The organism is Streptomyces sp. NPDC030183 (assembly GCF_055573455.1).
Genome location: NZ_JBVIBK010000016.1, coordinates 1 through 22452, shown reverse-complemented (window position 1 = coordinate 22452; position 22452 = coordinate 1). Strand labels below are relative to the sequence as shown.

At 71.3% G+C, this 22452-nt stretch carries 20 protein-coding genes and 1 pseudogene; 8 read left to right on the top strand and 13 right to left on the bottom strand.

Going from position 1 to position 22452, the window contains the following annotated elements:
* Position 1: 1 nt before the first annotated feature.
* The 6 genes from ACZ4Z2_RS20190 to ACZ4Z2_RS20165 all read right to left on the bottom strand — a co-directional run bounded on the left by ACZ4Z2_RS20190 (position 2) and on the right by ACZ4Z2_RS20165 (position 6602).
* On the bottom strand, positions 2-667 hold the full coding sequence (locus ACZ4Z2_RS20190; RefSeq protein ID WP_468077840.1) for a TIR-like protein FxsC: 666 nt from the start codon (positions 665-667) through the stop codon (positions 2-4).
* A gap of 176 nt (positions 668-843) precedes the next feature.
* On the bottom strand, positions 844-3195 hold the full coding sequence (locus tag ACZ4Z2_RS20185; RefSeq protein WP_468077838.1) for an FxsB family cyclophane-forming radical SAM/SPASM peptide maturase: 2352 nt from the start codon (positions 3193-3195) through the stop codon (positions 844-846).
* A 32-nt stretch (positions 3196-3227) separates the two neighbouring features.
* Entirely contained in the window at positions 3228-3383 is a 156-nt protein-coding gene (fxsA, locus tag ACZ4Z2_RS20180) for an FxSxx-COOH cyclophane-containing RiPP peptide (protein WP_468077837.1), read from the bottom strand.
* Positions 3384-3586: 203 nt separating this feature from the next.
* Positions 3587-4492 (bottom strand): ATP-binding cassette domain-containing protein, encoded by a 906-nt coding sequence (locus tag ACZ4Z2_RS20175; protein ID WP_468077835.1) that lies wholly within the window; start codon positions 4490-4492, stop codon positions 3587-3589.
* 8 nt (positions 4493-4500) lie between these two features.
* Complete coding sequence (locus ACZ4Z2_RS20170; RefSeq protein ID WP_468077833.1) at positions 4501-5577, bottom strand: ABC transporter permease; 1077 nt, start codon at positions 5575-5577, stop codon at positions 4501-4503.
* Between the two features lie 5 nt (positions 5578-5582).
* Positions 5583-6602 carry a sugar ABC transporter substrate-binding protein gene (locus tag ACZ4Z2_RS20165; protein ID WP_468077831.1) on the bottom strand — a complete coding sequence of 340 codons (1020 nt, stop codon included), beginning with the start codon at positions 6600-6602 and terminating at the stop codon, positions 5583-5585.
* A gap of 332 nt (positions 6603-6934) precedes the next feature.
* Here ACZ4Z2_RS20165 and iolC point away from each other — a divergent pair, with 332 nt between their 5' ends.
* The 5 genes from iolC (at position 6935) to ACZ4Z2_RS20140 (ending at position 13089) form a co-directional block, all read left to right on the top strand.
* Positions 6935-7891 carry a 5-dehydro-2-deoxygluconokinase gene (iolC, locus tag ACZ4Z2_RS20160; RefSeq protein WP_468077830.1) on the top strand — a complete coding sequence of 319 codons (957 nt, stop codon included), beginning with the start codon at positions 6935-6937 and terminating at the stop codon, positions 7889-7891.
* A gap of 267 nt (positions 7892-8158) precedes the next feature.
* Positions 8159-9037, top strand: a complete 879-nt coding sequence (locus ACZ4Z2_RS20155; protein ID WP_468077828.1) for a Cgl0159 family (beta/alpha)8-fold protein — start codon at positions 8159-8161, stop codon at positions 9035-9037.
* Positions 9038-9129: 92 nt separating this feature from the next.
* Positions 9130-11019, top strand: coding sequence for a 3D-(3,5/4)-trihydroxycyclohexane-1,2-dione acylhydrolase (decyclizing) (gene iolD, locus ACZ4Z2_RS20150; protein ID WP_468077826.1), 1890 nt, complete (start codon positions 9130-9132; stop codon positions 11017-11019).
* Positions 11020-11059: 40 nt separating this feature from the next.
* A complete protein-coding gene (locus tag ACZ4Z2_RS20145; RefSeq protein WP_468077824.1) occupies positions 11060-11869 on the top strand; it encodes a GntR family transcriptional regulator in 810 nt (269 codons plus the stop codon).
* 158 nt (positions 11870-12027) lie between these two features.
* Positions 12028-13089 carry a sugar ABC transporter substrate-binding protein gene (locus ACZ4Z2_RS20140; protein ID WP_468077822.1) on the top strand — a complete coding sequence of 354 codons (1062 nt, stop codon included), beginning with the start codon at positions 12028-12030 and terminating at the stop codon, positions 13087-13089.
* Positions 13090-13110: 21 nt separating this feature from the next.
* Here the strand turns inward: ACZ4Z2_RS20140 and ACZ4Z2_RS20135 are convergent, their stop codons facing one another.
* A complete protein-coding gene (locus tag ACZ4Z2_RS20135; protein WP_468077820.1) occupies positions 13111-14262 on the bottom strand; it encodes a Gfo/Idh/MocA family protein in 1152 nt (383 codons plus the stop codon).
* A gap of 132 nt (positions 14263-14394) precedes the next feature.
* Between ACZ4Z2_RS20135 and ACZ4Z2_RS20130 the strand changes: the two genes are divergently transcribed.
* On the top strand, positions 14395-15399 hold the full coding sequence (locus tag ACZ4Z2_RS20130) for a LacI family DNA-binding transcriptional regulator (protein WP_468077818.1): 1005 nt from the start codon (positions 14395-14397) through the stop codon (positions 15397-15399).
* Positions 15400-15408: 9 nt separating this feature from the next.
* Here the strand turns inward: ACZ4Z2_RS20130 and ACZ4Z2_RS20125 are convergent, their stop codons facing one another.
* From ACZ4Z2_RS20125 to ACZ4Z2_RS20105, 5 genes are read right to left on the bottom strand one after another with little or no spacing between them, the layout of a single operon-like run.
* On the bottom strand, positions 15409-15840 hold the full coding sequence (locus tag ACZ4Z2_RS20125) for an ankyrin repeat domain-containing protein (protein ID WP_468077816.1): 432 nt from the start codon (positions 15838-15840) through the stop codon (positions 15409-15411).
* 41 nt (positions 15841-15881) lie between these two features.
* Positions 15882-16478, bottom strand: a complete 597-nt coding sequence (locus tag ACZ4Z2_RS20120) for a hypothetical protein (protein ID WP_468078134.1) — start codon at positions 16476-16478, stop codon at positions 15882-15884.
* Positions 16479-16525: 47 nt separating this feature from the next.
* A complete protein-coding gene (locus ACZ4Z2_RS20115; protein ID WP_468077814.1) occupies positions 16526-17407 on the bottom strand; it encodes a carbohydrate ABC transporter permease in 882 nt (293 codons plus the stop codon).
* Entirely contained in the window at positions 17404-18330 is a 927-nt protein-coding gene (locus ACZ4Z2_RS20110) for a carbohydrate ABC transporter permease (protein WP_468078132.1), read from the bottom strand. The genes ACZ4Z2_RS20115 and ACZ4Z2_RS20110 overlap by 4 nt, the downstream gene beginning before the upstream one ends.
* A gap of 11 nt (positions 18331-18341) precedes the next feature.
* Positions 18342-19628: an ABC transporter substrate-binding protein gene (locus ACZ4Z2_RS20105; RefSeq protein WP_468077813.1), complete on the bottom strand. Its 1287-nt coding sequence runs from the start codon at positions 19626-19628 to the stop codon at positions 18342-18344.
* A 66-nt stretch (positions 19629-19694) separates the two neighbouring features.
* Here ACZ4Z2_RS20105 and ACZ4Z2_RS20100 point away from each other — a divergent pair, with 66 nt between their 5' ends.
* Positions 19695-21044: a Gfo/Idh/MocA family protein gene (locus ACZ4Z2_RS20100; protein ID WP_468077811.1), complete on the top strand. Its 1350-nt coding sequence runs from the start codon at positions 19695-19697 to the stop codon at positions 21042-21044.
* A gap of 54 nt (positions 21045-21098) precedes the next feature.
* Here the strand turns inward: ACZ4Z2_RS20100 and ACZ4Z2_RS20095 are convergent.
* A pseudogene (locus ACZ4Z2_RS20095) lies at positions 21099-21347 on the bottom strand (cytochrome P450); the annotation flags it as partial.
* Between the two features lie 404 nt (positions 21348-21751).
* Here ACZ4Z2_RS20095 and ACZ4Z2_RS20090 point away from each other — a divergent pair.
* Positions 21752-22264 (top strand): SRPBCC family protein, encoded by a 513-nt coding sequence (locus ACZ4Z2_RS20090; RefSeq protein ID WP_468077809.1) that lies wholly within the window; start codon positions 21752-21754, stop codon positions 22262-22264.
* The last annotated feature ends 188 nt before the right edge of the window (positions 22265-22452 follow it).

Genomic DNA, 22452 nt, shown 5'->3' with positions numbered 1-22452 from the left:
GCTATTCCCCCTCGAAGACGTTCCGGAGGTCTTTGAACAGCTCCACGTCGCACGGTTCAAGGTTGGTCTGCTGAGCCACTTTCACGATCATCTCGGCGAGTGACCACACCGAGTTGCGGTAAATCCCGCGGCGGCCCGCCTGTTTGAATCCGTAGAGGCCGGCCTGCACGTAGTCCTTACCATCCTTACCCAGACTGGGGATGGCGTACTGCACCTTCGCCGCGACGGGCGGCATGGTCAGATGCTGCTCCCCCACCCACAGCACGGGGACGATCGCGTTGCCCGTGTACGCCCGGGTACGAAGCTGTTCCTCCTGCCTCCTCGCGAAGGCGTCCCATTCCTTCCCGCACCATTCCCTGGTGAAGTACCGGGTGTTGTAGATCGGCACGAAGACCCGGCACGTGGCCAGGGCGTGCTTGATCCGGTTCTCCCAGTCGACACCCGTGTCCATGCGCTGGTCGAGGAAGCCGGGCGGCTCCTCACCGTCATGGTCGGTCAACTGCATGATGTTGCTGCATAACAGCGTGTAGAACTCCTGCAGCGCCAGATCCGACGAGTCCTTCTTCACCCGGGCGCTCTTCAACGGCGTCCGGGCGTAACTCATGAAGAACACATACGGATCGGAGGAATCCGACGGCTGAACCGTCTGAGAAGCCGCCTGAACCATGGACTCGCCTTTCCGCTCCCCCGTCGCGCCCACCTCGGACCTCCCAGGGCCCCGAGCCTCGCAAGCCGAATCTCCTCCAGGATCCATTGGAACGCCAGAACCACTGCCGGTACCAGGGGTCGGCCCAGAGCAAGTTGTATCCGACATGACTGCGGGGAACGGGAGTTGGCGGACCATTACACCGCGACCGGGCCGGTTTCGGCTACACCGCCCAGTGTTTCCGCCTCACCCCGCAGACCGCGGACGAAGCGGCGGCCCAGGGCGGTCAACGAGCCGGTTTCGGCCACCGCGTCGAGGGCCTCCAGCACGGCGGTGCGCCATGTGTCGGCCTCCAGGCGGGCCCGCTCGTGCAGCTCGGCACCGATGTCCGCGGCACCCCGGCGGCGCCGGATCCGCCAGACGTCGGCGACCGCGAGATGGGCGTACGCGCCCTGGACGACGGCCTCGAGGGGGCGGAGGTCGGGGCGCCAGAGGACGCGGTAGCGGCGGTCGTCGAGACCGTCGTGGAGGTCGAACATGTCCAGCATCGCGCCCAGTTTGACGTGCTGGTACTCGTGGATGACCAGCATCGCCAGGTCCTCGGCCGAGCGGGGAAGGGCGATGCCCACCGCCCCGAACGCGTGCCGGGAGGTGGCGCTCACGTCGTCGCCGGACGGGTCGGGGGCGAGCGGGGTCACCGTGACGAGTCCGGCGGCGATGGCCCGGGCGTAGTCCGGGTACGCGGAGCGGATCAGCCGCCATGCCTGAGCGAACATCTCCTCCCAGCGTCGAAAATCGGCCTCCGGCAGCCGGGGCAGCGGTCGGTACCGGTAGCAGTCGCGCGACGGGTCCACATCGTCCAGGGCGACTTCGAGTCCGTCCGCGTACAGGTGCCGCAGTGGCTGCCAGACCGTGCCCCGGGGGGACCGCTCCCGGCCCAGAACGCGGCCGCCCACCATGATCGTCGCGTCGGAGGCCGTCACGGTGACGGTCCCGGCCCGATGGGCACCACTGTCACGGCCGACCAACAGCCTGCCCAGGCCGGGGAGATGGATCTCCGGGCCGTCGGGGCCGTCCCTCAGCGGCACGGGCAGGGTCAGCCGGCCACCGGTACGGACGACCGCGGACAGCGCCGCCTCGGCCGGGTGCCCCTCGGCCTTGCGGAGCGACCGTCCGCAGGCGAAGGCCCACACGCGGAGATACGGGTCGGACAGCAGGACGTCCAGCGCGGCCGTGGGCAGCGCGAGGACCGCCTCCCAGCCGGGTCCCGAGGCCGTCCCCGGGTCCGCGCGGCGGGCGGCGGCCAGCAGCGCGCGGCGCTGGCTGTTCTGGGCCGCCGCGAGGGACCGGATGGCGGCGGCACTGCCGTGTCCGGCGGCGAGTTCGTCGAAGTGGGTCCATGTCAGGCCGTGCCAGCCGTGGCGGACGTCGGCGTCGTCGCGTTCGACGGCCTGGACGTACTCGATGGTCTTCAGCAGGTCGGAGCAGTAGACCGAGGGGTTGTCGAAGCCGTTGGCCGCTCGGTGGCGGTGCCCGTACAGGCCGCCGCCGCAGACGGACACCACCGGGCAGGAACGGCACTGGGCGCTCAGCCCGTCCAGTCCCGCGCGCCGCGCCTGGATGCCGCGGTGGGCGGCGGCCTCCTCCAGGCGATGGGTGTCGATGTGCATTCCGGTCTCGGGGGCGCCCGGGTAGGCCGTCTTGAGCCAGTCCGCCTGTTCGATGGCGCCGTCGGTCTCGACCACGAGCAGGTCGGAGCTGCCCAGGCCGAGTGCCTCGGTGAGGCTGCCGCGGCCATGCGTCAACCGGCTGATCGACTCGAACAGCCGGATGCGCATCGGCATGCCGTCGGCGGTCCACTGCTTGTGCACCGCGATCAGCCAGTCCGCGTAGTCGGTGTCGCCGCCGGGGCGGGGCGGCGGGTACTCCCAGGTGGCGTGCGGCAGCAGGAAGTCGACGGCGGGCGGCCGTAGTTCGGCCAGCGCCCGGTAGACGTCCACGGGGTCGTTGCGGACGTCGATGGTGCACAGCAGGCCGCCGAAGGCAGCGCGGTGGGCGGGGGCTCCCAGGAGGCGCACCGCGCGCACCGCGTCCCGGTGGGAGCCGGAGCCGTCGCGCCGGATCCGGTGACGGTCGTTGGAGACCTCGTCGCCGTCGAGGGAGATGCTGGCCACGATGGACTCCTCCACCAGCATCGCGCAGAACTCGTCGTCCAGGCGCAGGCCGTTGGTCTGCATACGGAGGTCCAGTTCGGCCACGCCGCGCAGCGCGGAGCGCAGGGTGCGGGCGAAGCCCCGCAGCCGTTCCCGTCCGGCGAGCAGGGGCTCTCCTCCGTGCAGGATGACGTGCACGCGGGCGAGGTGGTGTGCGCGGGCGTGCTCGGCGATCCGCTCGGCCGTGCGGCGGAACGTCTCCTCCGACATGGTCACCGGGCGCCCCAGCCAGCTCCTGTCGGCGTGCTGGTAGACGTAGCAGTGGTCACACGCCAGGTCGCAACGGCTGTGCACTTTGATCACGAACTGGCGGAAGGGCCGCGTCGCCGCGATCACCGGTACGGTCCCCCGGGTTCCGGCCGGGCCGGTCAGAGCGACGACTGGAAGGCGGCCACCGATTCCCCGCCTCCCGCGAGCATCCTTGCCACGGCCGACTCCTGCGCGGACTCCGGTACCTCAGCCAGCGAGGTGTCGTGCAAGTCCCTGACGACGCTCGTGGCGAAAGGCTGCTCGTAGCTGTCCATAGGCGTCTCCTCGGCGTACGGCTCCGGGCGGCACACCTCATGGTGACGGCCTGGTAACCGAACAGCAAGGCGATCGCCAGCCAAGTGCTCCTCAAGAAGCGTCAGGTAGGGGCCGTCGACGCCTTGGAACGGCAGGGTGCGATGAGGGGGCCACGCCGAACGGTGGGCCCCCTCGTCATCGCGCGGCCCCTGGCCGCCTTCGGTCAGGCCGCCCCGTCCTTCGGCGCGGTGGCCACCGGTGCCGTGAGGTCCTTCTCCTCCGGGAGTTCCTCCACGTCCACCCCGCGCACCTGGGCCAGTTCGTGCTTGAGGGCCGCGAGTTCCGTGCCGCCCGCCATGTGGTTGGTGAGTTCCTCCAGGGTGACCTGGTCGCGGGCGGCGGAGAGTTCCATCGTGCCGAGGCGCAGGACGCTGAAGTGGTCACCGACCATGTAGGCGTGGTGGGGGTTGTGGGTGATGAAGATGACGCCGAGGCCGCGGTCGCGGGCGGCGGCGATGTACTTCAGGACCACGCCCGACTGCTTGACGCCGAGGGCGGCGGTGGGCTCGTCGAGGATCAGGACGCGGGCGCCGAAGTAGACGGCGCGGGCGATGGCGACGCACTGGCGCTGGCCGCCGGAGAGGGTGCCGATGGGCTGCTCCAGGTCGTCCAGGACGATGCCCATGTTGCGCAGTTCGGCGTCCGCGGTGCGCTTCATCCTCTCGATGTCGAGGCGGCGGAACGGCCAGGGGCCCTTCGTCATCTCCGAGCCGAGGAAGAAGTTCCGCCACACCGGCATCAGGGGCACGGTGGCCAGGTCCTGGTAGACCGTCGCGATGCCGGCGTCCAGGGCCTCGCGGGGGGTGGTGAAGCGGACCGGCGCGCCGTCGACCAGGAACTCGCCCTCGGTGTGCTGGTGCAGACCCGAGATGATCTTGATCAGGGTGGACTTGCCGGCGCCGTTGTCGCCCAGGACGCAGGTGACCTTGCCGGGGTGGACGGTCAGGTCCACGCCGTGCAGGGCGCGGATGTTGCCGTACGCCTTGCCCGCGCCGCGCAGCTCCACGACCGGGGTGTCGCTGGCCGGGGTCGCGGCGGACGGGGCGGCGGTCGGGTTCGTGGGTGTCATGGGGTGGTTCACCTCCGGGTCGCCTGGCGACGGACCCACAAGTTGACGAGGGCGGCGATCAGGAGCATCACACCGAGGAATGCCTTGAACCAGTCGGGGTTCCAGTTGGCGTAGACGATGCCCTGGTTGACCATGCCGAAGATGAAGGCGCCGATGACCGGGCCGATCGCCGAGCCGTAGCCGCCGGTGAGCAGGCAGCCGCCGATCACCGCGGCGATGATGTAGAGGAACTCGTTGCCCACGCCCTCGTTGGACTGCACCGTGTTGAACGAGAACAGCAGGTGCATGCCCACGAACCAGGCTCCGGCGCCCACCCCCATGAAGAGGGCGACCTTGGTGAGGTTCACGGGCACGCCGACGGCCCGCGCGCTGTCCTGGTTGCCGCCGACCGCGAAGATCCAGTTGCCGAACCTGGTGCGCAGCAGCAGCCACGTCGCGAGTGCCGCGAACACCAGCCAGTAGAAGATGGTGATCTTGAAGTCGACGCCGCCGATCGTGACCTCGGAGGCGAAGATGCCCTTGGCCTGGTCGAAGCCGTCCATGTCGGCGATCGAGTCGGACGCCACGTTGCCCGTGAAGATCTTCGTGACGGCCAGGTTGGAGCCCTGGAGGATCAGGAACGACCCCAGGGTCACCAGGAAGCTCGGCAGGCCGGTCCTGATGAGCAGCCAGCCGTTGAACGCGCCCACCGCCAGCGACACGATCAGCGCGACGATCACACCCGTCCACACGTTCACCGTCAGCTGGAAGCTGAGGATCGCGGCGGTCAGGGCGGAGGTGGTGACCGCGACACCGGCGGACAGGTCGAACTCCCCGCCGATCATCAGCAACGCCACCGGCAGCGCCATGATGCCCATGACGGACGCCTGGTAGAGCACCGTCGCCAGCGAGCCGGCCTCGCGGAAGGAGGGGGCCACGGCGAAGAAGAAGACGTACACACCGATCGCGGCGATCAGCGCGCCGACCTCGGGACGGGCCAACAGGCGTCGGCCCAGGGAGCGTTCCACGGTACGGCCGTCCTTCTGGGCGGCCGGCGGAGCCGGCGGCGAGGGGGAGCTCGCCGCCGGTGCCGTTGCTTGGGACATTCAGATCACCGGGTGCCCTTCGCGGCGAACTCGGCGATCGTGTCGACGTTGTCCTTGTCCACGAAGGCCGGGCCCGTCAGGACCGGCTCCTCGCCGCCGCCGCTGTAGTTGCCGTTGTTCTTGTAGAGCCACAGGGAGTCGATCGCCAGGTAGCCCTGGAGGTAGGGCTGCTGGTCGACGGCGAACTCGATGTCCCCCGCCTTGATGGCGTCCGTCAGCTGCTTGTTCAGGTCGAACGTGGCGACCTTGGCCTTGCTGCCCGCGTCGTCGACCGACTGCACGGAGGTCAGGGCGATGGGGGCGCCGAGCGTGACGACCTCGTCGATCGAGGAGTCCTGCTTGAGCTTGGCCGTGATGGTGGACTTCACCGAGGGCATGTCCGTGCCGTTGACGTAGAGGTTCTCGGTCTTGCCCTTGAAGGTCTTCTTCACGCCGGCGCAGCGGGCCTCGAGGGAGACGTTGCCCTGCTCGTGGATCACGCAGACCGCGTGCTTGGCGCCGGTCTCGTTGAGCTTCTTGCCGAACGCCTCACCGGAGACGGTCTCGTCCTGGCCGAAGAAGGAGAGCAGACCCTGCTCCTTCCACACGTCCATGCCGGAGTTCAGGCCGACGACGGGGATGCCGGCCTTCTTGGCCTTGGCGATGACGTCCTTCATCGCGTCGGGCTTGGCGAGGGTGACGGCGATGCCGTCGACCTTCTGGTCGATGGCGTTCTGGACGAGGTTCGCCTGGTTCGCCGCGTTCGGGTCGTTCGAGTAGACCAGCTTGACGTTGTCCTTGGCGGCGGCCGTCTGGGCGCCCTTGCGGACGATGTCCCAGAAGGTGTCGCCCTGCCCGGCGTGGGTCACCAGCGCCACCGTCATCCGCGGTGTGTCGGCCTTGCCCGCGGAGGCGTTCGCCCCGCCCTCCTCGGCCTCCTTGCCGCCGGAGCTGCTGGAGCAGCCGGCTATGAGCATCGCGGAGGCCGCGGCCATGGCGAGAAAGGGAGCCACTCTGCGTGAGCGGGGCTGAAACGTGCGGTCCATCTTTCCTGCACCTCACTGTGCGACAGGGGGAAAGGGAACGGGACAGCGTCGGGCGGAGTACCCGCGCGGGCCCGGACCTGAAGTCCGGATCATTCTGCCGGTAGGCCGGCTGCGCTGTTTCGTTGGGACGGGATCAAACCCCTGGCACACCCAGCTGTCAAGACTTTGTTAAGACATCATTTCACGAGCAGGTCCGAATGTCCGTACAAACTATTGACAGGGGCTGCTCCTGAGCCCTACACCTGGGATACCTCCGGACCCCGCCCCCGCGCATCCCCCGGCGCACCCCGGGCTCCGGTCGGCCCGCATCCCCCACCCGAGGAGCGACGCGCATGCCCGAGTCCGCCGAGTCCTTCGATCTCGTCACCATGGGTCGCATCGGAGTCGATCTGTATCCGCTGCGGACCGGTGTACCGCTCGCCCGCGTCGAGTCCTTCGGCAGGTTCCTCGGCGGGTCCGCCGCCAATGTCGCGGTGGCGGCGGCGCGGCTCGGCGACACGGCCGCCGTGATCACCCGCACGGGAGAGGACCCCTTCGGGGTGTTCCTGCGCGAGGCGCTCAAGGAGTTCGGCGTCGACGACCGGTTCGTCAGGTCCGTCGCCGCGTACCCCACCCCGATCACGTTCTGCGAGATCTTCCCGCCCGACGACTTCCCGCTCTACTTCTACCGGCGCCCCAAGGCCCCCGACCTGGAGATCCACACCGAGGAGCTGGACTTCTTCGCCGTCCGCGCGGCCCGCGTCTTCTGGATCACCGGCACCGGCCTGAGCGAGGAGCCCAGCCGCTCCGCCACGCTCGCCGCGCTCAAGGCCCGCGACAAGGGCGGCATCACCGTGTTCGACCTGGACTGGCGTCCCATGTTCTGGCGGGACCCCGAGGACGCCCGCCCGTACTACGCCGAGGCCCTGCGGCACTCCACGGTCGCCGTCGGCAACCTCGACGAGTGCGAGGTCGCCACGGGTGTCCGCGAACCCCGGGCCTGCGCGGAGGCGTTGCTGGAAGCGGGGGTGGAACTGGCCGTCGTCAAGCAGGGCCCCAAGGGTGTGCTCGCCGTCCACCGCGACGGCACGGTCGCCGAGGTGCCGCCGGTGCCGGTCGAGGTCGTCAACGGGCTCGGCGCGGGCGACGCCTTCGGCGGCTCCCTCTGCCACGGGCTGCTGCGCGGCTGGGACCTGGAGCGGATCATGCGGTACGCCAACGCCGCGGGCGCCCTCGTCGCGTCCCGCCTCGCCTGCTCCTCGGCGATGCCGACGGAGGGGGAGGTGGAGGAGTTGCTGTCGGGTGAGTGACCGGCACGTCGTCTGCGGGCGGGTGGGGACTGGTCGCGCCCACGCGGCGGAGCCGCATGTGTCACCGCCCCGCGCCCCTGAAAAGCGACCGGGGCTTCGCCCCGTGCTTTTCCGAAGGAGGGCGGGCCGCGGGCCCGTCCCTCCAGAGGCGCGGGGAACCGCGCGGGAAACCACGAACCGCCCGTACCCGCCAACCACCACGCACCCCCGAGCCATCAGGCGCCCCGAGGGGGTCGAAGGGGCACCGCCCCTGGAACGGAGCCCGAGTTGACCCTCACCATCCCCGACCTGGTGTCCGTGCGCGCACGCCACCCCGAGGCCGTCGCCGAAGCCGCGGCCCGCCGTGTCCGCCGCCCGCTCATCGGCGCCCGCGGCCGTCTGATGATCGTGGCCGCCGACCACCCCGCCCGGGGCGCCCTCGGCGTCGGCGGGCGACCCCTCGCCATGGCCGACCGGACCGACCTCCTCGAACGCCTCTGCACCGCCCTGTCGCGGCCCGGCGTGGACGGCGTGCTCGCCACCGCCGACATCCTGGAGGACCTGCTGCTCCTCGGTGCCCTGGAGAACAAGGTCGTCATGGGCTCCCTCAACCGCGGCGGACTCGCGGGGGCCTCCTTCGAGATGGACGACCGCTTCACCGGCCACCGCCCCCAGGACATCGAGCGCCTCCGCTTCGACGCGGGCAAGCTGCTGCTGCGCGTCGACTACGACGACCCCGGCTCCCTGCGGACCCTGCACTCCGCGGCCCGGGCGGTCGACGACATGGCGGCGCGCCGACTGCCGCTGTTCGTGGAGCCGTTCCTCTCGCGCCGGGTGGACGGCCGGGTCCGCAACGACCTGGGCGCCGAGGCCGTCACCCGCTCCATCGCCATCGCCGCGGGCCTCGGCGGCACCTCCGCCTACACCTGGCTGAAGCTGCCCGTCACCGACGACGCCGACGCCATGGCCGAGGTCCTGGAGACCTCCACCCTGCCCGTCGTACTGCTCGGCGGTGAGGTGGGGAAGGATCAGGACGGTGCCTACGAGAAGTGGCGCAAGGCCCTGCGGCTGCCCACCGTCCAGGGCCTGGTCGTGGGCCGTTCCCTGCTCTACCCCGCCGAGGGCAGCGTGGAGACCGCGGTCGACACGGCGGTCGGACTCCTCTGACGGCACACCAGGCACCAGGCACCAGCCACCGCGCACCAGTCCCTGCCAGCCCTCCCCAGCCCCCGAACCCTTCGTCTCAGTGAGAGGTCCCCATGACCACCCCCTCCACCCGCCGGCTGACCGTCGCCCAGGCGCTGGTGCGGTTCCTGTCCGCGCAGTACACCGAGCGCGACGGCGTCCGCCACCGTCTGATCGCCGGGACCTGGGGCATCTTCGGCCACGGCAACGTCGCGGGGGTCGGCCAGGCGCTGCTGGAGGCCGGCGAGGAGACCATGCCGTTCCACCAGGGCCGCAACGAGCAGTCCATGGTGCACGCGGCCGTCGGGTACGCCCGCCAGCTCAACCGGCTCTCCGCGCAGGCGGTCACCACCTCCATCGGGCCCGGCGCCACCAACCTCGTCACCGGCGCCGCCCTCGCCACCATCAACCGGCTGCCCGTGCTGCTCCTGCCCGGCGACTACTTCGCGAGCCGCACCGCCGACCCGCTGCTCCAGCAGTTGGAGCACCCCACCGAGGCCGACGTGTCCGTGAACGACACCCTGCGGCCGGTCTCCCGCTACTTCGACCGGATCACCCGCCCCGAGGCGCTGATCCCGGCCGCCCTGAACGCGATGCGGGTCCTCGCCGACCCCGTCGAGACCGGCGCCGTCACCCTCGCCCTGCCGCAGGACGTGCAGGCGGAGGCGTACGACTGGCCGGAGGAGTTCTTCGCCGAGCGGGTCTGGCGGGTCCGGCGTCCCGCGCCCGACCCGGTGGAGCTGGCCGAGGCGGTCCGGGCGATCCGCGCGGCGCGGCGGCCACTGCTCGTCGCGGGCGGCGGTGTCCACCACAGCGAGGCGGAGGCGGCGCTGCGGGCGCTGGTGGAGGCCACCGGCATCCCGGTCGCGTCCACCCAGGCAGGCAAGGGCTCGCTGCGCCACGACCACCCGGCCGACCTGGGCGGCATCGGGCACACCGGTACCGCCGTCTGTGACGACATCGCCCGCACCGCCGATCTGGTCATCGGCGTCGGCACCCGCTACACCGACTTCACCACCGCTTCCCACACCCTGTTCCAGGTCCCCGACGTCCGCTTCGTCAACCTCAACGTCGCCGCGTTCGACGCCCACAAGCTGGCGGCCCGGACCGTGGTCTGCGACGCGCGGACGGGTCTGGAGGCGCTGACGGAGGCACTCGCCGGGCACCGTGTGGAGGAGGCGTACGAGGCCGAGTACCGGGTGGGCAAGGAGCGCTGGGAGCGGGTGGTGGAGGCGGCCTACACCCCGGCCGACGAGCACGCCGTGCCCACCCAGACGCAGGTGCTGGGCGCCTTGGACGCGGTCGTGGGGGACGACGACGTCGTCATCAACGCCGCCGGTTCGCTCCCCGGTGACCTGCACAAACTGTGGCGGGCGCGCGGTCCCCGCCAGTACCACCTGGAGTACGGCTACTCCTGCATGGGCTACGAGATCCCCGCCGCGATCGGTGTGCAGCAGGCGGCGCCCGGGACGGCCGTGTGGGCGCTGGTCGGCGACGGCACGTATCTGATGATGCCGACGGAGATCGTCACCGCCGTCCAGGAGGGGCTGCCCGTCAATCTGGTCCTCGTCCAGAACCACGGCTACGCCTCCATCGGCGGGCTGTCCGAGTCGGTGGGCTCCGAACGGTTCGGCACCGCCTACCGCTACCGCGTCGCCGACGGCACCTTCACCGGCGCACCGCTCCCGGTGGACCTGGCCGCCAACGCCGCCAGCCTCGGCATGGACGTCCTCCGCGCCAAGACGGTGCGGGAACTGCGCGAGGCCCTGGCCGAGGCCCGCGCCTCCGACCGGCCGACCTGCGTGTACGTGGAGACCGACCCGACGTCCACCGCTCCCCCCGCGGAGGCGTGGTGGGACGTACCGGTGGCGGAGACCGCCGCCCGGCCGGCCGCGGTCGAGGCCCGCGAGACCTATGACCGCGAGGCCGCCGCCCGCCGCCGCCACCTCCGCCCGGGGACATGACCGGCACCCCCTGCGGCCGTGAGCTTGTCAGGACAACGAAATGACAGGGCTTCCTGTCATCCGGACGGGCGGTTACCCTCGGACCGTGACCAGCGCGACCGCAGGGAGTACGGAGAAGCTCGACCTCAGTGTCGACCGGAGCAGCCCGGTGCCGCTGTACTACCAGCTGGCCCGGCAGCTGGAGGCCGCCATCGAGCAGGGGGCACTGGGCCCGGGCAGCCTGCTGGGCAACGAGATCGAGCTCGCGGGCCGCCTCGGCCTGTCCCGGCCGACCGTGCGGCAGGCCATCCAGTCGCTGGTGGACAAGGGCCTGCTCGTCCGCCGCCGGGGCGTGGGCACGCAGGTCGTGCACAGCCAGGTCAGGCGTCCGCTGGAACTGAGCAGTCTGTACGACGACCTGGAGGCGGCGGGCCAGCAGCCCACGACCCGGGTGCTGCTGAGCGAGATCCGGCCGGCGTCCGCCGAGGTCGCGGCGGCCCTGGGTCTCGCCGAGGGCGCGGAGGTCCACCTCTTCGAGCGGCTGCGGCTCACCCACGGCCAGCCGGTGGCGTTCCTGTCCAACCACGTGCCCGCGGGTCTGCTGGACCTCGACACCGAGCGCCTGGAGGCGACGGGCCTGTACCGGATGATGCGCAACGCCGGCATCACCCTGCACAGCGCCCATCAGACGGTCGGCGCCCGGCTCGCCGCGCCCGAGGAGGCCGAGCGGCTCGGCGAGCCCGAGGGCGCCGCCCTCCTGACCATGCAGCGCACGGCGTACGACGACACCGGCCGGGCCGTCGAGTACGGCAGCCACATCTACCGGGCCTCCCGCTACTCCTTCGACTTCCAGCTGCTCGTCCGCACCTGACGATCCAGCCGCCCGGGAACCCGCGCTCCCTCCGCCCGGAAACCGCAGGTCAGGCAGGAAGACCTGCGGAAGTACTAAATTGGGCAGCGGAGGCCGCGGCATGGTCGGCCCCCGCCTGATGTCTCCCACACGCACCCGTCCGCAAGGGAGAACCAGCCGTGAAGACCCGACGCCTCCGCCGCATCGGCCTCGGTGCCGTCAGTGCTCTCCTCGTCACCGCGCTCGGCGCCTGCGGCGGTTCCGGTGCCGACACGGACAGCGCCCCGATGGTGGGCGTCGACTACCCCCGCTCGGACACCGACTTCTGGAACGCGTTCATGAAGTACACCCCGGGATTCGCCGAGGAACTCGGGCTGGAGCTGAAGACCACCAACTCGCGCAACGACGTCGCCAAACTCGCCACCAACTCGCAGAGCCTGATCATCCATGGTGTGAAGGGCGTGGCCCTGGCCCCTCAGAACACCGCCGCGACCACGCCCGTCCTGCGGCAGCTGGCCGCGCAGAACATTCCGGTGGTCACCCTGGACACCCGTCCCGACACCGGCGACGTCTACATGGTGGTGCGCGCCGACAACCGCGCGTACGGGGAGAAGGCGTGCCGGTTCCTCGGCACCAAGCTGAAGGGTGAGGGCAAGGTCGTCATGCTGCAGGGCGACCTCGCCTCGGTCAACGGCCGCGATCGCACCGAGGGGTTCAACGCGTGCATGAAGGAGCGCTACCCCAGGATCGAGGTCTTCGAGGAGAAGACGAACTGGGACGGGGCGGTCGCGGCGCAGAAACTCCAGGCGAATCTCACGGCCAACCCCGACATCAAGGGCATCTACATGCACTCCAGCCTGGCGCTCGCCGGCAGCCTGCAGGTGCTCAAGCAGCAGGGTCTCCTGGTCGGCCCGCAGGACAGCAGGCATGTGTTCGTGGTCTCCAACGACGGCACCCCCCGAGAGCTCCGGGAGATCGCCGAGGGCAAGATCGACGCCACGGTCTCCCAGCCCGCCGACCTCTACGCCAAGTACGCCCTCTACTACCTTCAGGCGGCGATCGAGGGCAAGACGTTCAAGCCCGGCGGGACGGACCACGACAGCACGATCGTGCGGATCCGCGACGGTGTGCTGGAGGACCAGCTCTCCGCACCCCTGGTGACCGCGGACGGCGCGACCTACGACGGTGTTCCCAGCCTCAGGAGCGACGACAAGTCCCTCTGGGGCAACAACCTCGACTGACCGGGCGGGGCGGCGCCCGGCTCAGAGGCTCACCCACGCCCCGGACTCGGCGGAGCGGCTCATGGCGTCCAGGGCGGTGGCGCTGCGCACGGCGTCGTCCAGGGTGGCGCCGTACGGGGTGCCCTCGGCGATCGAGCGCAGGAAGTGGTGGGCCTCGATGACCTTGAGGTCGTCGTAGCCCATGGCGTTGGCGGAGCCCGGCTGGAAGGCCGCGTACGCGCCGTGGCCGGGGCCGACGAAGACCGTGCTGACGGACTGGTCCTGGTAGGCCGTGCCGCGGCTGACGCCCAGCTCGCCCATGCGACGGAAGTCCCACAGGACGGCGCCCTTGGTGCCGTGGACCTCGAAGCCGTAGTTGTTCTGCTCACCGACGGCGACCCGGCTGGCCTCCAGGACGCCGCGGGCGCCGGAGGCGAAGCGGAGCAGGCAGTTGACGTAGTCCTCGTTCTCGACGGGGCCGAGTTCGCCGCCCGTCGCGCGGGTGTGCCCGGCGGTGGCGCCGGTGGGCCGGGCCCGTTCGGGGACGAAGACCGCGGTGTCGGCGGTGAGGGCGGTGATGTCGCCGAGGAGGAAACGGGCGAGGTCGACGCCGTGCGAGGCGAGGTCGCCGAGGACGCCGCTGCCGCCGCGTTCGCGCTCGTACCGCCAGGTCAGGGCGCCCTCGGGGTGGGCGGCGTAGTCGCTGAAGAGGCGGACGCGGACATGGGTGACGGTGCCGATCTCACCGGCGGCGATCAGCTCGCGGGCGTACGCGACGGCGGGGGCGTTGCGGTAGTTGAAGCCGACGGTGCCCTGGACGCCGGCCTCGGCGACCGCGTCGGCGACGGCGCGGGCGTCGGCGGCGGTGAGCCCGACGGGCTTCTCGATCCAGATGTGCTTGCCGGCCCCGGCCATGGCGACACCGATCTCGCGGTGCAGGAAGTTCGGCGCGGTGATGCTCACGGCGTGGACGCGCGGATCGGCGGCGACCTCGCGCCAGTCGCGGGTGGTGGTCGCGAACCCGAACCGCTCGGCGGCCTCCTCCGCGCGGCCGGGCACGTCCTCGACGACGGTGACCAGCTCGGGGCGTACGGGAAGCTGCAGGAAGTGGTGCGGCACGCGGGCGTACGCCTGGGTGTGCACCCGTCCCATCCAGCCGAACCCCACGACGGCGACACCGAGCGCACTCACCATGACTGCCCTTCTTCGGACTCACCGGAACCGCTTTGGACCGTTCCAGACCGTACGCCGCTCACCTTGGAGGTGAGCTTCCGCAGCTGTCAAGCCCTTTGACAACCGCGCCCGCCCTGTGGAACGGTCCAGGCCATGAGACCTCCGACGATCCGCGATGTCGCCGAGCGCGCCGGCGTGTCGAAGTCCCTGGTCTCGCTGGTGCTGCGCGGCTCGGAGCAGGTGCGACCCGAGAAGCGGCAGGCCGTGCTGGCGGCCGCGGACGAGCTGGGCTACCGGCCCAACGCGGCGGCGCGCAGCCTGAGCGAGCGCCGTACCCGGACGGTCGGTGTCCTCCTGAACGACATGCGCAATCCGTGGTTCGTGGAGCTGCTGGACGGTCTGAACTCCCGCCTGCACGACAACGGTCTGCGCATGCTGCTGGCCGACGGCCACCTCAACCGGCGTCTCGGGGAGGACCTCACCCGCACCTTCACCGAGCTGCGGGTCGACGGTCTGATCGCGGTCGGCACACTGCCCCCGTCCGAGGCCCTGCGCGCGGCGGCCGCGCAGGTGCCCACCGTGGTCGCGGGGGCCAGGGAGCCGGCGCTCCCCCATGTCGATGTCGTCGCGGGCGACGACCAGTCGGGCGCCCGGCTCGCCACCGAACACCTCATCGCCCTGGGCCACCGGCGGATCGGGCACATCGCGGGCGACGGTGTGGTGGGCGCGCTGCGCCGCCGCGGCTTCGAGGCGGTCATGCGGGAGCACGGTCTGTCCGACACGGCGGTCGTCGTACGCGGCGACCTGACGGAGGAGGGCGGCTACCGCGCCACGGTCCGGCTGCTCGGCGCCCCCGAACGCCCCACGGCGATCCTGGCGTTCAACGACATGTCCTGCGTCGGCGCGCTGTCCGCCGCCGAGGAACTGGGCCTGAGGGTGCCGCGCGACCTGTCCCTCGTCGGCTACGACAACACGTACGTCTCCCGGTTGCGCCATCTGTGGCTCACCACCGTGGACAACGCCAGCCACGACGTCGGCCGCCGCGCCGCCCAGCGCCTCCTGGACCGCATCGCCGACCCTGCGCGTCCGGCCCAAGTCGTCCTGACCGCACCGACCTTGGAGATCCGCGGCACGACGGGCCCACCGGCTGACCGGTGAGCCGCACGGTCACGCCGTAGCGTCGAGGGGGCGGGCTCCCGCGGCCCGCAGCAGCGCCGCCGTGTCCGGGTGGGGGCCGCGCTCCGCCCAGTACAGCGGGGAGCGGCCCGTGCCGTGGTCCTCGCGGAGGTTCGGGTCGGCGCCGTGCGCGAGGAGTTCCCGTACGGCGTCGGTGTGACCCCAGCAGGCGGCCCCGCACAGCGGTGTGCCCTCCGCGCCGTGCCCGCTCTCGGTGTCGGGCGGGGCTCCCGCGGCCAGCAGCCGGCGGACCGTGTCGGCCGCCCCGTGCACGGACGCCGCGTACAGCGGCGTCGTACCGTCGGCGTCGGCCCTGTCGGGGCGGGCCCCGGCCCGCAGCAGCGCGTCGACGGCGCCGGTGTCACCGACCGACGCGGCCCGGACGAGCCGCCCTGACAGCTTCTTCTGCCGCCTTCTGTTCACCGCACCCCGGTCCCGTGAGACGCATTCCGGCTGTCACCCCATCACACGCCCTCCTGAGGAGCGACCTCTTTTCGGCCTGTGCCGCCCACGCCGCGCCCTGCCGGTACTGCGCGTACGTCGATCGCCGTGAGCGCCATGGCCAGCGGGCCGGGGACGAGGAAGGCGAGGGGCAGCAGCATCCACGCGCACAGGGCGGACGCCAGCACGGCCAGCACCACCAGCGCGCTGCCGCCGGGGTCCCGTACCGCGTCGTGGGCCGCCCCGCGCACCGCGCCGGGCCAGTCGACGGCGGACTCGGGGCGGGCGCAGGCGCGCAGACCGACCACGGCGGCGCAGACGAAGACGGCGGCGGCCACCACGGCGAAGGCGGGACCGCCGGGCAGGCCTGCGGGGACCAGCGCCAGGTCGACGAGGACGAGGCCGAGACCCGCGAGGGTCACGCACCCGGCGGCGACGTCACCGGAGCGCAGCCGTCGCCGCAGCCCGCCGAGGAACCGCCGGGCGGTGACCGGCCGTCCGTCCCGTACGCCCCGCAGCACCTCGCACGCCGTGGACAGCGCGGCGGGCAGCGTCACCAGCGGCAGACTCGCCACCGCCACCGCGACACCGACGTTCAGCACGTCGGCGAAGAGCGACATCCGCGGTCCGAAGATCTCGCCCGGCTCCCGGTCGTTCCGCTTCACGCTCACCCCTTGATCCCGGAGTTGGCCATGCCCTCCACCAGGAAGCGCTGGAAGGCGAGGAAGAACAGCACGATCGGCAGCAGCGCGATCACCGACATGGCGAACATCGGGCCGAACGCCGAGGTGCTCGACGCGTCCACGAACGACCGGAGCGCCAGTGTCAGCGTGAACTTCTCCGGCGAGAACAAGTAGATCAGCTGGGTGAAGAAGTCGTTCCACGTCCAGATGAACGTGAAGATGGCGGTGGTGATCAGGGCCGGACGCGTCAGCGGGAGGATCACCAGGAAGAAGCTCCGGAACGGTCCGCAGCCGTCGATCCGCGCCGCCTCCTCCAGTTCCCTCGGCAGGCCGCGCATGAACTGCACGATGAGGAAGACGAAGAACGCCTCGGTGGCCAGGAACTTCGGCAGGATCAGCGGCCAGTAGGTGTTCACCATGCCGAGTTGGTTGAAGAGGATGTACTGAGGGATCAGTACCGCGTGGTGCGGCAGCATGATCGTCGCGATCATGAAGGCGAAGAGCGGTCCCCGGAAGCGGAATCGAAGGCGGGCGAAGGCGTACGCCGCGAGGGAGCAGGACAGTACGTTGCCGATGACCGCGCCGGTGGCGATCAGCAGGGAGTTGCCCAGCAGCCTGCCGACCGAGACGTCGTTGACGCCGTCCAGGGCAGTTTCGTAGTTGGACCATTCCAGGCGGCCCGGCAGCAGGTCGAGGCTCGCGATGACCTCGTCCGCCGGTTTCACCGAGGTCGCGAGGAGCCAGGCCAGCGGGTACAGCATCACGAGGAGCGCGGCCAGGCACGCGGTGTGCAGGGCCACGCGCCGCCAGGCGAAGGGCTTGCGGGCGGTGGCGGCGTCGGCGGGTGTGGTCGTGGTGGTGGTCATCGGTCCCCCTCGGAGGCGTAGAAGACCCAGGAGCGGGAGGTACGGAACAGCACGGCGGTGACCACGCCGATGGCGAGCAGCAGGACCCAGGCCATGGCGGAGGCGTAACCCATGTGGGAGGCGACGAAGCCGCGGTCGTAGAGGTACAGCGTGTAGAAGAGGGTGGAGTCGGCGGGGCCTCCCTTGCCCGCGCTGATCGCGAAGGCGGGGGTGAAGACCTGGAACGCCTGGATGGTCTGGAGGACCAGGTTGAAGAAGATCACCGGTGACAGCATCGGCACGGTGATCGACAGGAACTGGCGCCACCGCCCGGCCCCGTCGACCTCGGCGGCCTCGTACAGCTCCCCCGGTATCTGCTGGAGTCCGGCGAGGAAGATGACCATCGGGGCGCCGAACTGCCACACCGTCAGCAGGGCCACCGCGAGCAGCGCCCAGCCGGGCTTGTTGACCCAGCCGCCGGTGCCGAGCAGATGGTCGACCGTGCCCCCGTCGTTGAAGATCGCCCGCCAGACGAGGGCGATGGACATGGACGCGCCGAGGAGGGACGGGGCGTAGAAGGCGGAACGGTAGAAGCCCTTGCCATGGCGCATGTTCTTCAGGGCGAGGGCCACGACGAGGGCGAGGGCCAGTTGCAGGGGGACGGCGATGACGACGTACGTCAGGGTCGCCCCGACCGAACGCCAGTAGCGGGGGTCCTCGGTGAACATCTGCGTGTAGTTGCGCGGGCCCACCCAGCTGGGCGCGTTGAACAGGTCGTAGTCGGTGAAGGAGAGGTAGAGCGACACGGCCATCGGGAGCAGGGTCAGGACGCAGGCGCCCAGTACCCACGGCGACAGGAACACCCACGCGGCGCCCTCGCGCCGGGGCCTGCGGGCGGGCCCTTCGGGCGGTTCGGTTCCCTCGCCCCGTACGGTCGTCGGCATGTGTGTGGTGGTCATGACCTCAGCTCCGCCTCCGCCTCGGTGATGTAGTTCTCGGCGGCCTCTCGGGGGGACATCCGCTCGTACGCCACCTGGTCGTAGTCGCGCTGGAAGGTGGTCTGCAGGGCGCTGTCGCCGGAGGGGGGCGCCTGGGGCGGCGCCTTCAACTCGCCTTCCAAGGAAGCCTGGTAGTCGTAGATGGTCCGGTCGAAGTCCTTGAGGCCGGGGGCGATCTCCTCGCGGAGCCTCTCGTTGACGGGGATGCCGCGGGTGGCGCCGAGGATCTCCGCCGCGCCGGGGTCGTTCAGCAGGAAGTCGACGAGGCGGACGGACTCCTCGGGGTGACTCGTGTCGGCGGCGACGCCCATGAACATCGAGGGTTTGAAGTACTGGCCCGGGGTGCCGTTCTCGCCGGAGGGCATCGGCGCGAGGGTGACCTCGCCGTCCGGGAGGAGGCCGACATAACCGCTGGCCGGCGCGTCCCAGTTGGTGTCGGAGGCGGCCCTGCCGCGGCCGAGCGGGGTGTTCTCGACCGTGCCGTCGAGCTGGGTGGTCTCCTCGGCGGGCGAGACGGCGCCCTCCCGGCGGAGCCGGTCGGTGAACGTCCAGTAGCGGGTCAGGTCGTCGGCGGTGAAGCCGAGTCGCCGGTCCTCGGTGTAGAGCGCCTTGCCCTGGCCGCGCAGCCAGACCTCGAAGGCGTCCTCGCTCCAGCCCGGGTCCGTGCCGCCGGGCTCACCGGTCCCGCGCGCCAGCTCCCGCATGGTGTCGGCCCAGTCGTTCCAGGTCCAGCCCTCGCGGGGCTGTGCGACGCCGGCCGCCTTCCACTGCTTCGCGTCGTACACGACGGTCTCGGTGCCACGGGCCTGGGGGATCGCGTACTGCCTGCCGTCGACCTTGCCGGTGGCGAGGAGCCCCGGGTCGAACGCGTCGGTGTCCAGGGCGGCCCGCTGCTCCGCGAAGTCCAGGAGGACGCCCCCGGAGGCGTACTGGTCGATCATGCGGTAGTCGAGCTGCATGACGTCGGGCGCGTCGCCGCCGGCCGCCTGGGTCGCGAGCTTCTGCTTGTAGGCGTCGTAGCCGGAGAACGAGGTCTGCACCTCGATGCCGGGGTGCTTCCGCTCGAAGAGGTCGACGGCCCGCTGGGTTCTCGCCGCCCGGTCCGGGTTGCCCCACCAGGTGTAGCGCAGGACGACCTTGCCGCCGCCGCCTGCCTCGTCCGGGCCCGAGCAGCCGCCGAGCACCGCGCACAGAGCGAGGACCACGGCCGTCGCGCAGGACTTCCCCGTCCTGTTTCCGGGCATGAGTGGGTCACCTCTTTCACTAGAAAGCGCTTCCACCCCCCGCATGAGACCCTAGGGAAGGTCCGGATGTCACAACAAGACCCCTGCGCCTCCTCCGTGGGACGCCGCCGTGCCGCCGTCGTCGGACTCGGCGCCCGCGCACGGATGTTCACCGAGGCGCTGACGGGCCCCTACGCGGACCGCATCGACCTCGTCGGCCTCTGCGACACCAACGCGCACCGCATGGCCGTCCACAACACCTGGATCGCCGCCGACCACCCCGGCCGCGCGCCCGTACCCGCCTACGCGGCCGGGGAGTTCGAGGAGATGCTGCGGCGCGAGCGGGTCGGCCTGGTGGTGGTGTGCGGTGTGGACCGGTCCCACGACCACTACATCGTGCGGGCCCTGGAGGCGGGCTGCGACGTCGTCACCGAGAAGCCGATGACCACGGACGCCGGGCGCGCCCGCCGCATCCTGGACGCGCGCCGCCGGACGGGCCGCGAGGTGCGGGTCGCCTTCAACTACCGCTACAACCCGGTGCATTCGGCCGTACGGGAGCTGCTCGCGAGCGGTGAGATCGGGGAGGTCGGCTCCGTGCACTTCGAGTGGCTGCTCGATCTGCGGCACGGCGCCGACTACTTCCGCCGCTGGCACCGCGAGAAGGCGAACTCCGGGGGGTTGCTGGTCCACAAGTCGACCCATCACTTCGACCTGGTCAACTGGTGGCTCGGCACCCGCCCCGAGACCGTCTTCGCCCAGGGCGGCCTGTTCTTCTACGGCGACGAGGCGGGCCGGCGCCGAGGGCTCGCCCGGGACTACGACCGCGCCCACGGCTCCCCCGCCGCCGAGGGCGACCCGTTCGCACTGCACCTCAAGGACTCCCCCGTCCTCGGCGCGCTCTACCTGGACGCCGAAGGGGAGGACGGCTACCACCGCGACCGGAACGTCTTCGGCCCCGGTGTGACCATCGAGGACGACATGGCGGTCCTGGTGCGGTACGCGTCCGGGGCGACCCTGACGTACCACCTGACGGCGTACGCGCCCTGGGAGGGCTACCGCATCGCCTTCAACGGCAGCGAGGGACGTCTGGAGCTGCTGGTGGAGGAGTCGACGTGGACCCGGCCGCACGTCCGGGTCACCGGGGCGAGCCCGGTCCTGCACGGCACGGAGACCGGCGACGAGGCGGGGCGGACCGAGCTGCTGGTACGCCGGTTCTGGGAGCGGCCGCGCGAGGTGAGGGTCGCGACGGGTGAGGGCGGGCACGGCGGCGGGGACGACCTGATGCTGGCCGACCTGTTCGGGGACCGCGTCCCCGACGAACTGGGCCGCGCCGCGGACGCGGCGGACGGGGCGAGGTCCCTGGTGACGGGGCTGGCGGCGAACCGGTCGCTGGAGACGGGGGCGGCGGTGGCGGCGCGGGAGGTGCTGGACGTGTGAGCCGGCGGGGGCGCGCGGGGTTGCCGTCCGTGGGCGGAGGGCACCTCGGGGACGTCACCAGACGAGGTCGAGGGTCTCCGGGGAGCGGTGGATGAGCGTCGGCCGCATGACGATCCGCTGATCGTCCGCGAGGCGCAGACCGGGGAGTCGGCGGGTCAGGAGTTCCAGGGTGATGCGGAGCTGTTCGCGGGCGAGTGTGGAGCCGGGGCAGGCGTGGGCGCCGAGGCCGAAGGAGAGGTGGCGGGCGGCGGCGGTGCGGGTGATGTCGAAGCCGTCGGGGTCCGGGTGCCGGGGAGACGTGCGCCCACGCCTTGTCGGCGGGCGGTGGGCGCGACCATCAGCGTGGTGACGAAGCCCTGCTCGAAGAAGGTGTATTCCAGCACGCTGTAGCCCAAGGGGCCGGATGCGTCCTCGGCCAGGAGGACCGAGCCCTGTTCGCACCAGCGTCGGATCGTCGCGCGCCGCGCATCGTCACCCGATACCGCGACGGAGTCGATGCCGGCCAGTCCGGGCCAGTCCGAGGCATCCGCGTGGCGTATCACCAGTCCGTCGGGCTTCTCAAGATCCATGGGTGCATCGTCGCGTGTGAGCCTCGCCTGCGGCCAGGACGCGTCCCGCGTCGTGGCGTGTCCCGTGCCGGTTCGAGGCACCTTTCGACCTCGTCGGATGGACGACAAGGGCAGTGATCGTTCCTTTACGATCGGCTCGTGGTCCTCTTCTCCCTCGAACGCCTCTCCCGGCTGCCCGCCGACGTGGCATGGCGGCGGCTCACCGACTGGCATCGCCACGCCGAGGTCGTCCCCCTGACCCGGGTCACCGTCCGCACGCCTCCCCCGACCGCCGAGGGCACGGTTTTCGTCGCCCGCAGCGGTGTCGGTCCCCTTTCGTTCGACGACCCGATGGAGGTGACGGTGTGGCAGCCGCCGGAGAGCGGAGGGGCGGGACGGTGCCGGCTCGTCAAGCACGGGTCCGTGGTCAAGGGGTGGGCCGAGATCGAGGTCCAGCCGTACGGTGACGGGGCGGGCGCCGGCCTCGGACCGGCCCCCCGCCCTGACTCCGGCCCCGCCCCGGGCCCCGTCGCTTCTCGTGTCCTGTGGCGGGAGGAGTTGCGCGTCCACCGGCTGCCCGGGTGCTGCGACCGGCCCCTCGGGTGGCTGGCCCGTCGGATGTTCGGGCGCGCGGTGGACGGGCTGTTGGGGGACACGTCCGCCGGGCGTTGAGCGCCTGCGGCGCGCCTGCGAGCGTTCTAGGCCCTGTCGTCACATTCCCGCCGTCGCCCGAAGGGCGGCCCCGCGGCGTCAGGTGCGTGCTCTCGGCGTGCCGGGCCCCGACCCGTGTACTGGACGTACTCGGGTCGGGGCCCGGTGCGTCGAGAGCGCGTGCATGGCGTCGCGGGGTAGGTGGGAAT

Excerpts from the sequence above, each read along its gene's own strand:
- ACZ4Z2_RS20165 (WP_468077831.1), bottom strand. The coding sequence starts at position 6,602 with ATGGACCGCACGTTTCAGCCCCGCTCACGCAGAGTGGCTCCCTTTCTC.
- ACZ4Z2_RS20145 (WP_468077824.1), top strand. The coding sequence starts at position 11,060 with ATGACAGGGCTTCCTGTCATCCGGACGGGCGGTTACCCTCGGACCGTG.
- fxsA (WP_468077837.1), bottom strand. The coding sequence starts at position 3,383 with ATGGACAGCTACGAGCAGCCTTTCGCCACGAGCGTCGTCAGGGACTTG.
- ACZ4Z2_RS20175 (WP_468077835.1), bottom strand. The coding sequence starts at position 4,492 with ATGACACCCACGAACCCGACCGCCGCCCCGTCCGCCGCGACCCCGGCC.
- ACZ4Z2_RS20120 (WP_468078134.1), bottom strand. The coding sequence starts at position 16,478 with ATGTCGCTCTTCGCCGACGTGCTGAACGTCGGTGTCGCGGTGGCGGTG.
- ACZ4Z2_RS20110 (WP_468078132.1), bottom strand. The coding sequence starts at position 18,330 with ATGCCGACGACCGTACGGGGCGAGGGAACCGAACCGCCCGAAGGGCCC.
- ACZ4Z2_RS20135 (WP_468077820.1), bottom strand. The coding sequence starts at position 14,262 with ATGGTGAGTGCGCTCGGTGTCGCCGTCGTGGGGTTCGGCTGGATGGGA.
- ACZ4Z2_RS20170 (WP_468077833.1), bottom strand. The coding sequence starts at position 5,577 with ATGTCCCAAGCAACGGCACCGGCGGCGAGCTCCCCCTCGCCGCCGGCT.
- iolD (WP_468077826.1), top strand. The coding sequence starts at position 9,130 with ATGACCACCCCCTCCACCCGCCGGCTGACCGTCGCCCAGGCGCTGGTG.
- ACZ4Z2_RS20190 (WP_468077840.1), bottom strand. The coding sequence starts at position 667 with ATGGTTCAGGCGGCTTCTCAGACGGTTCAGCCGTCGGATTCCTCCGAT.
- ACZ4Z2_RS20115 (WP_468077814.1), bottom strand. The coding sequence starts at position 17,407 with ATGACCACCACCACGACCACACCCGCCGACGCCGCCACCGCCCGCAAG.
- ACZ4Z2_RS20130 (WP_468077818.1), top strand. The coding sequence starts at position 14,395 with ATGAGACCTCCGACGATCCGCGATGTCGCCGAGCGCGCCGGCGTGTCG.
- ACZ4Z2_RS20105 (WP_468077813.1), bottom strand. The coding sequence starts at position 19,628 with ATGCCCGGAAACAGGACGGGGAAGTCCTGCGCGACGGCCGTGGTCCTC.
- ACZ4Z2_RS20100 (WP_468077811.1), top strand. The coding sequence starts at position 19,695 with ATGTCACAACAAGACCCCTGCGCCTCCTCCGTGGGACGCCGCCGTGCC.
- iolC (WP_468077830.1), top strand. The coding sequence starts at position 6,935 with ATGCCCGAGTCCGCCGAGTCCTTCGATCTCGTCACCATGGGTCGCATC.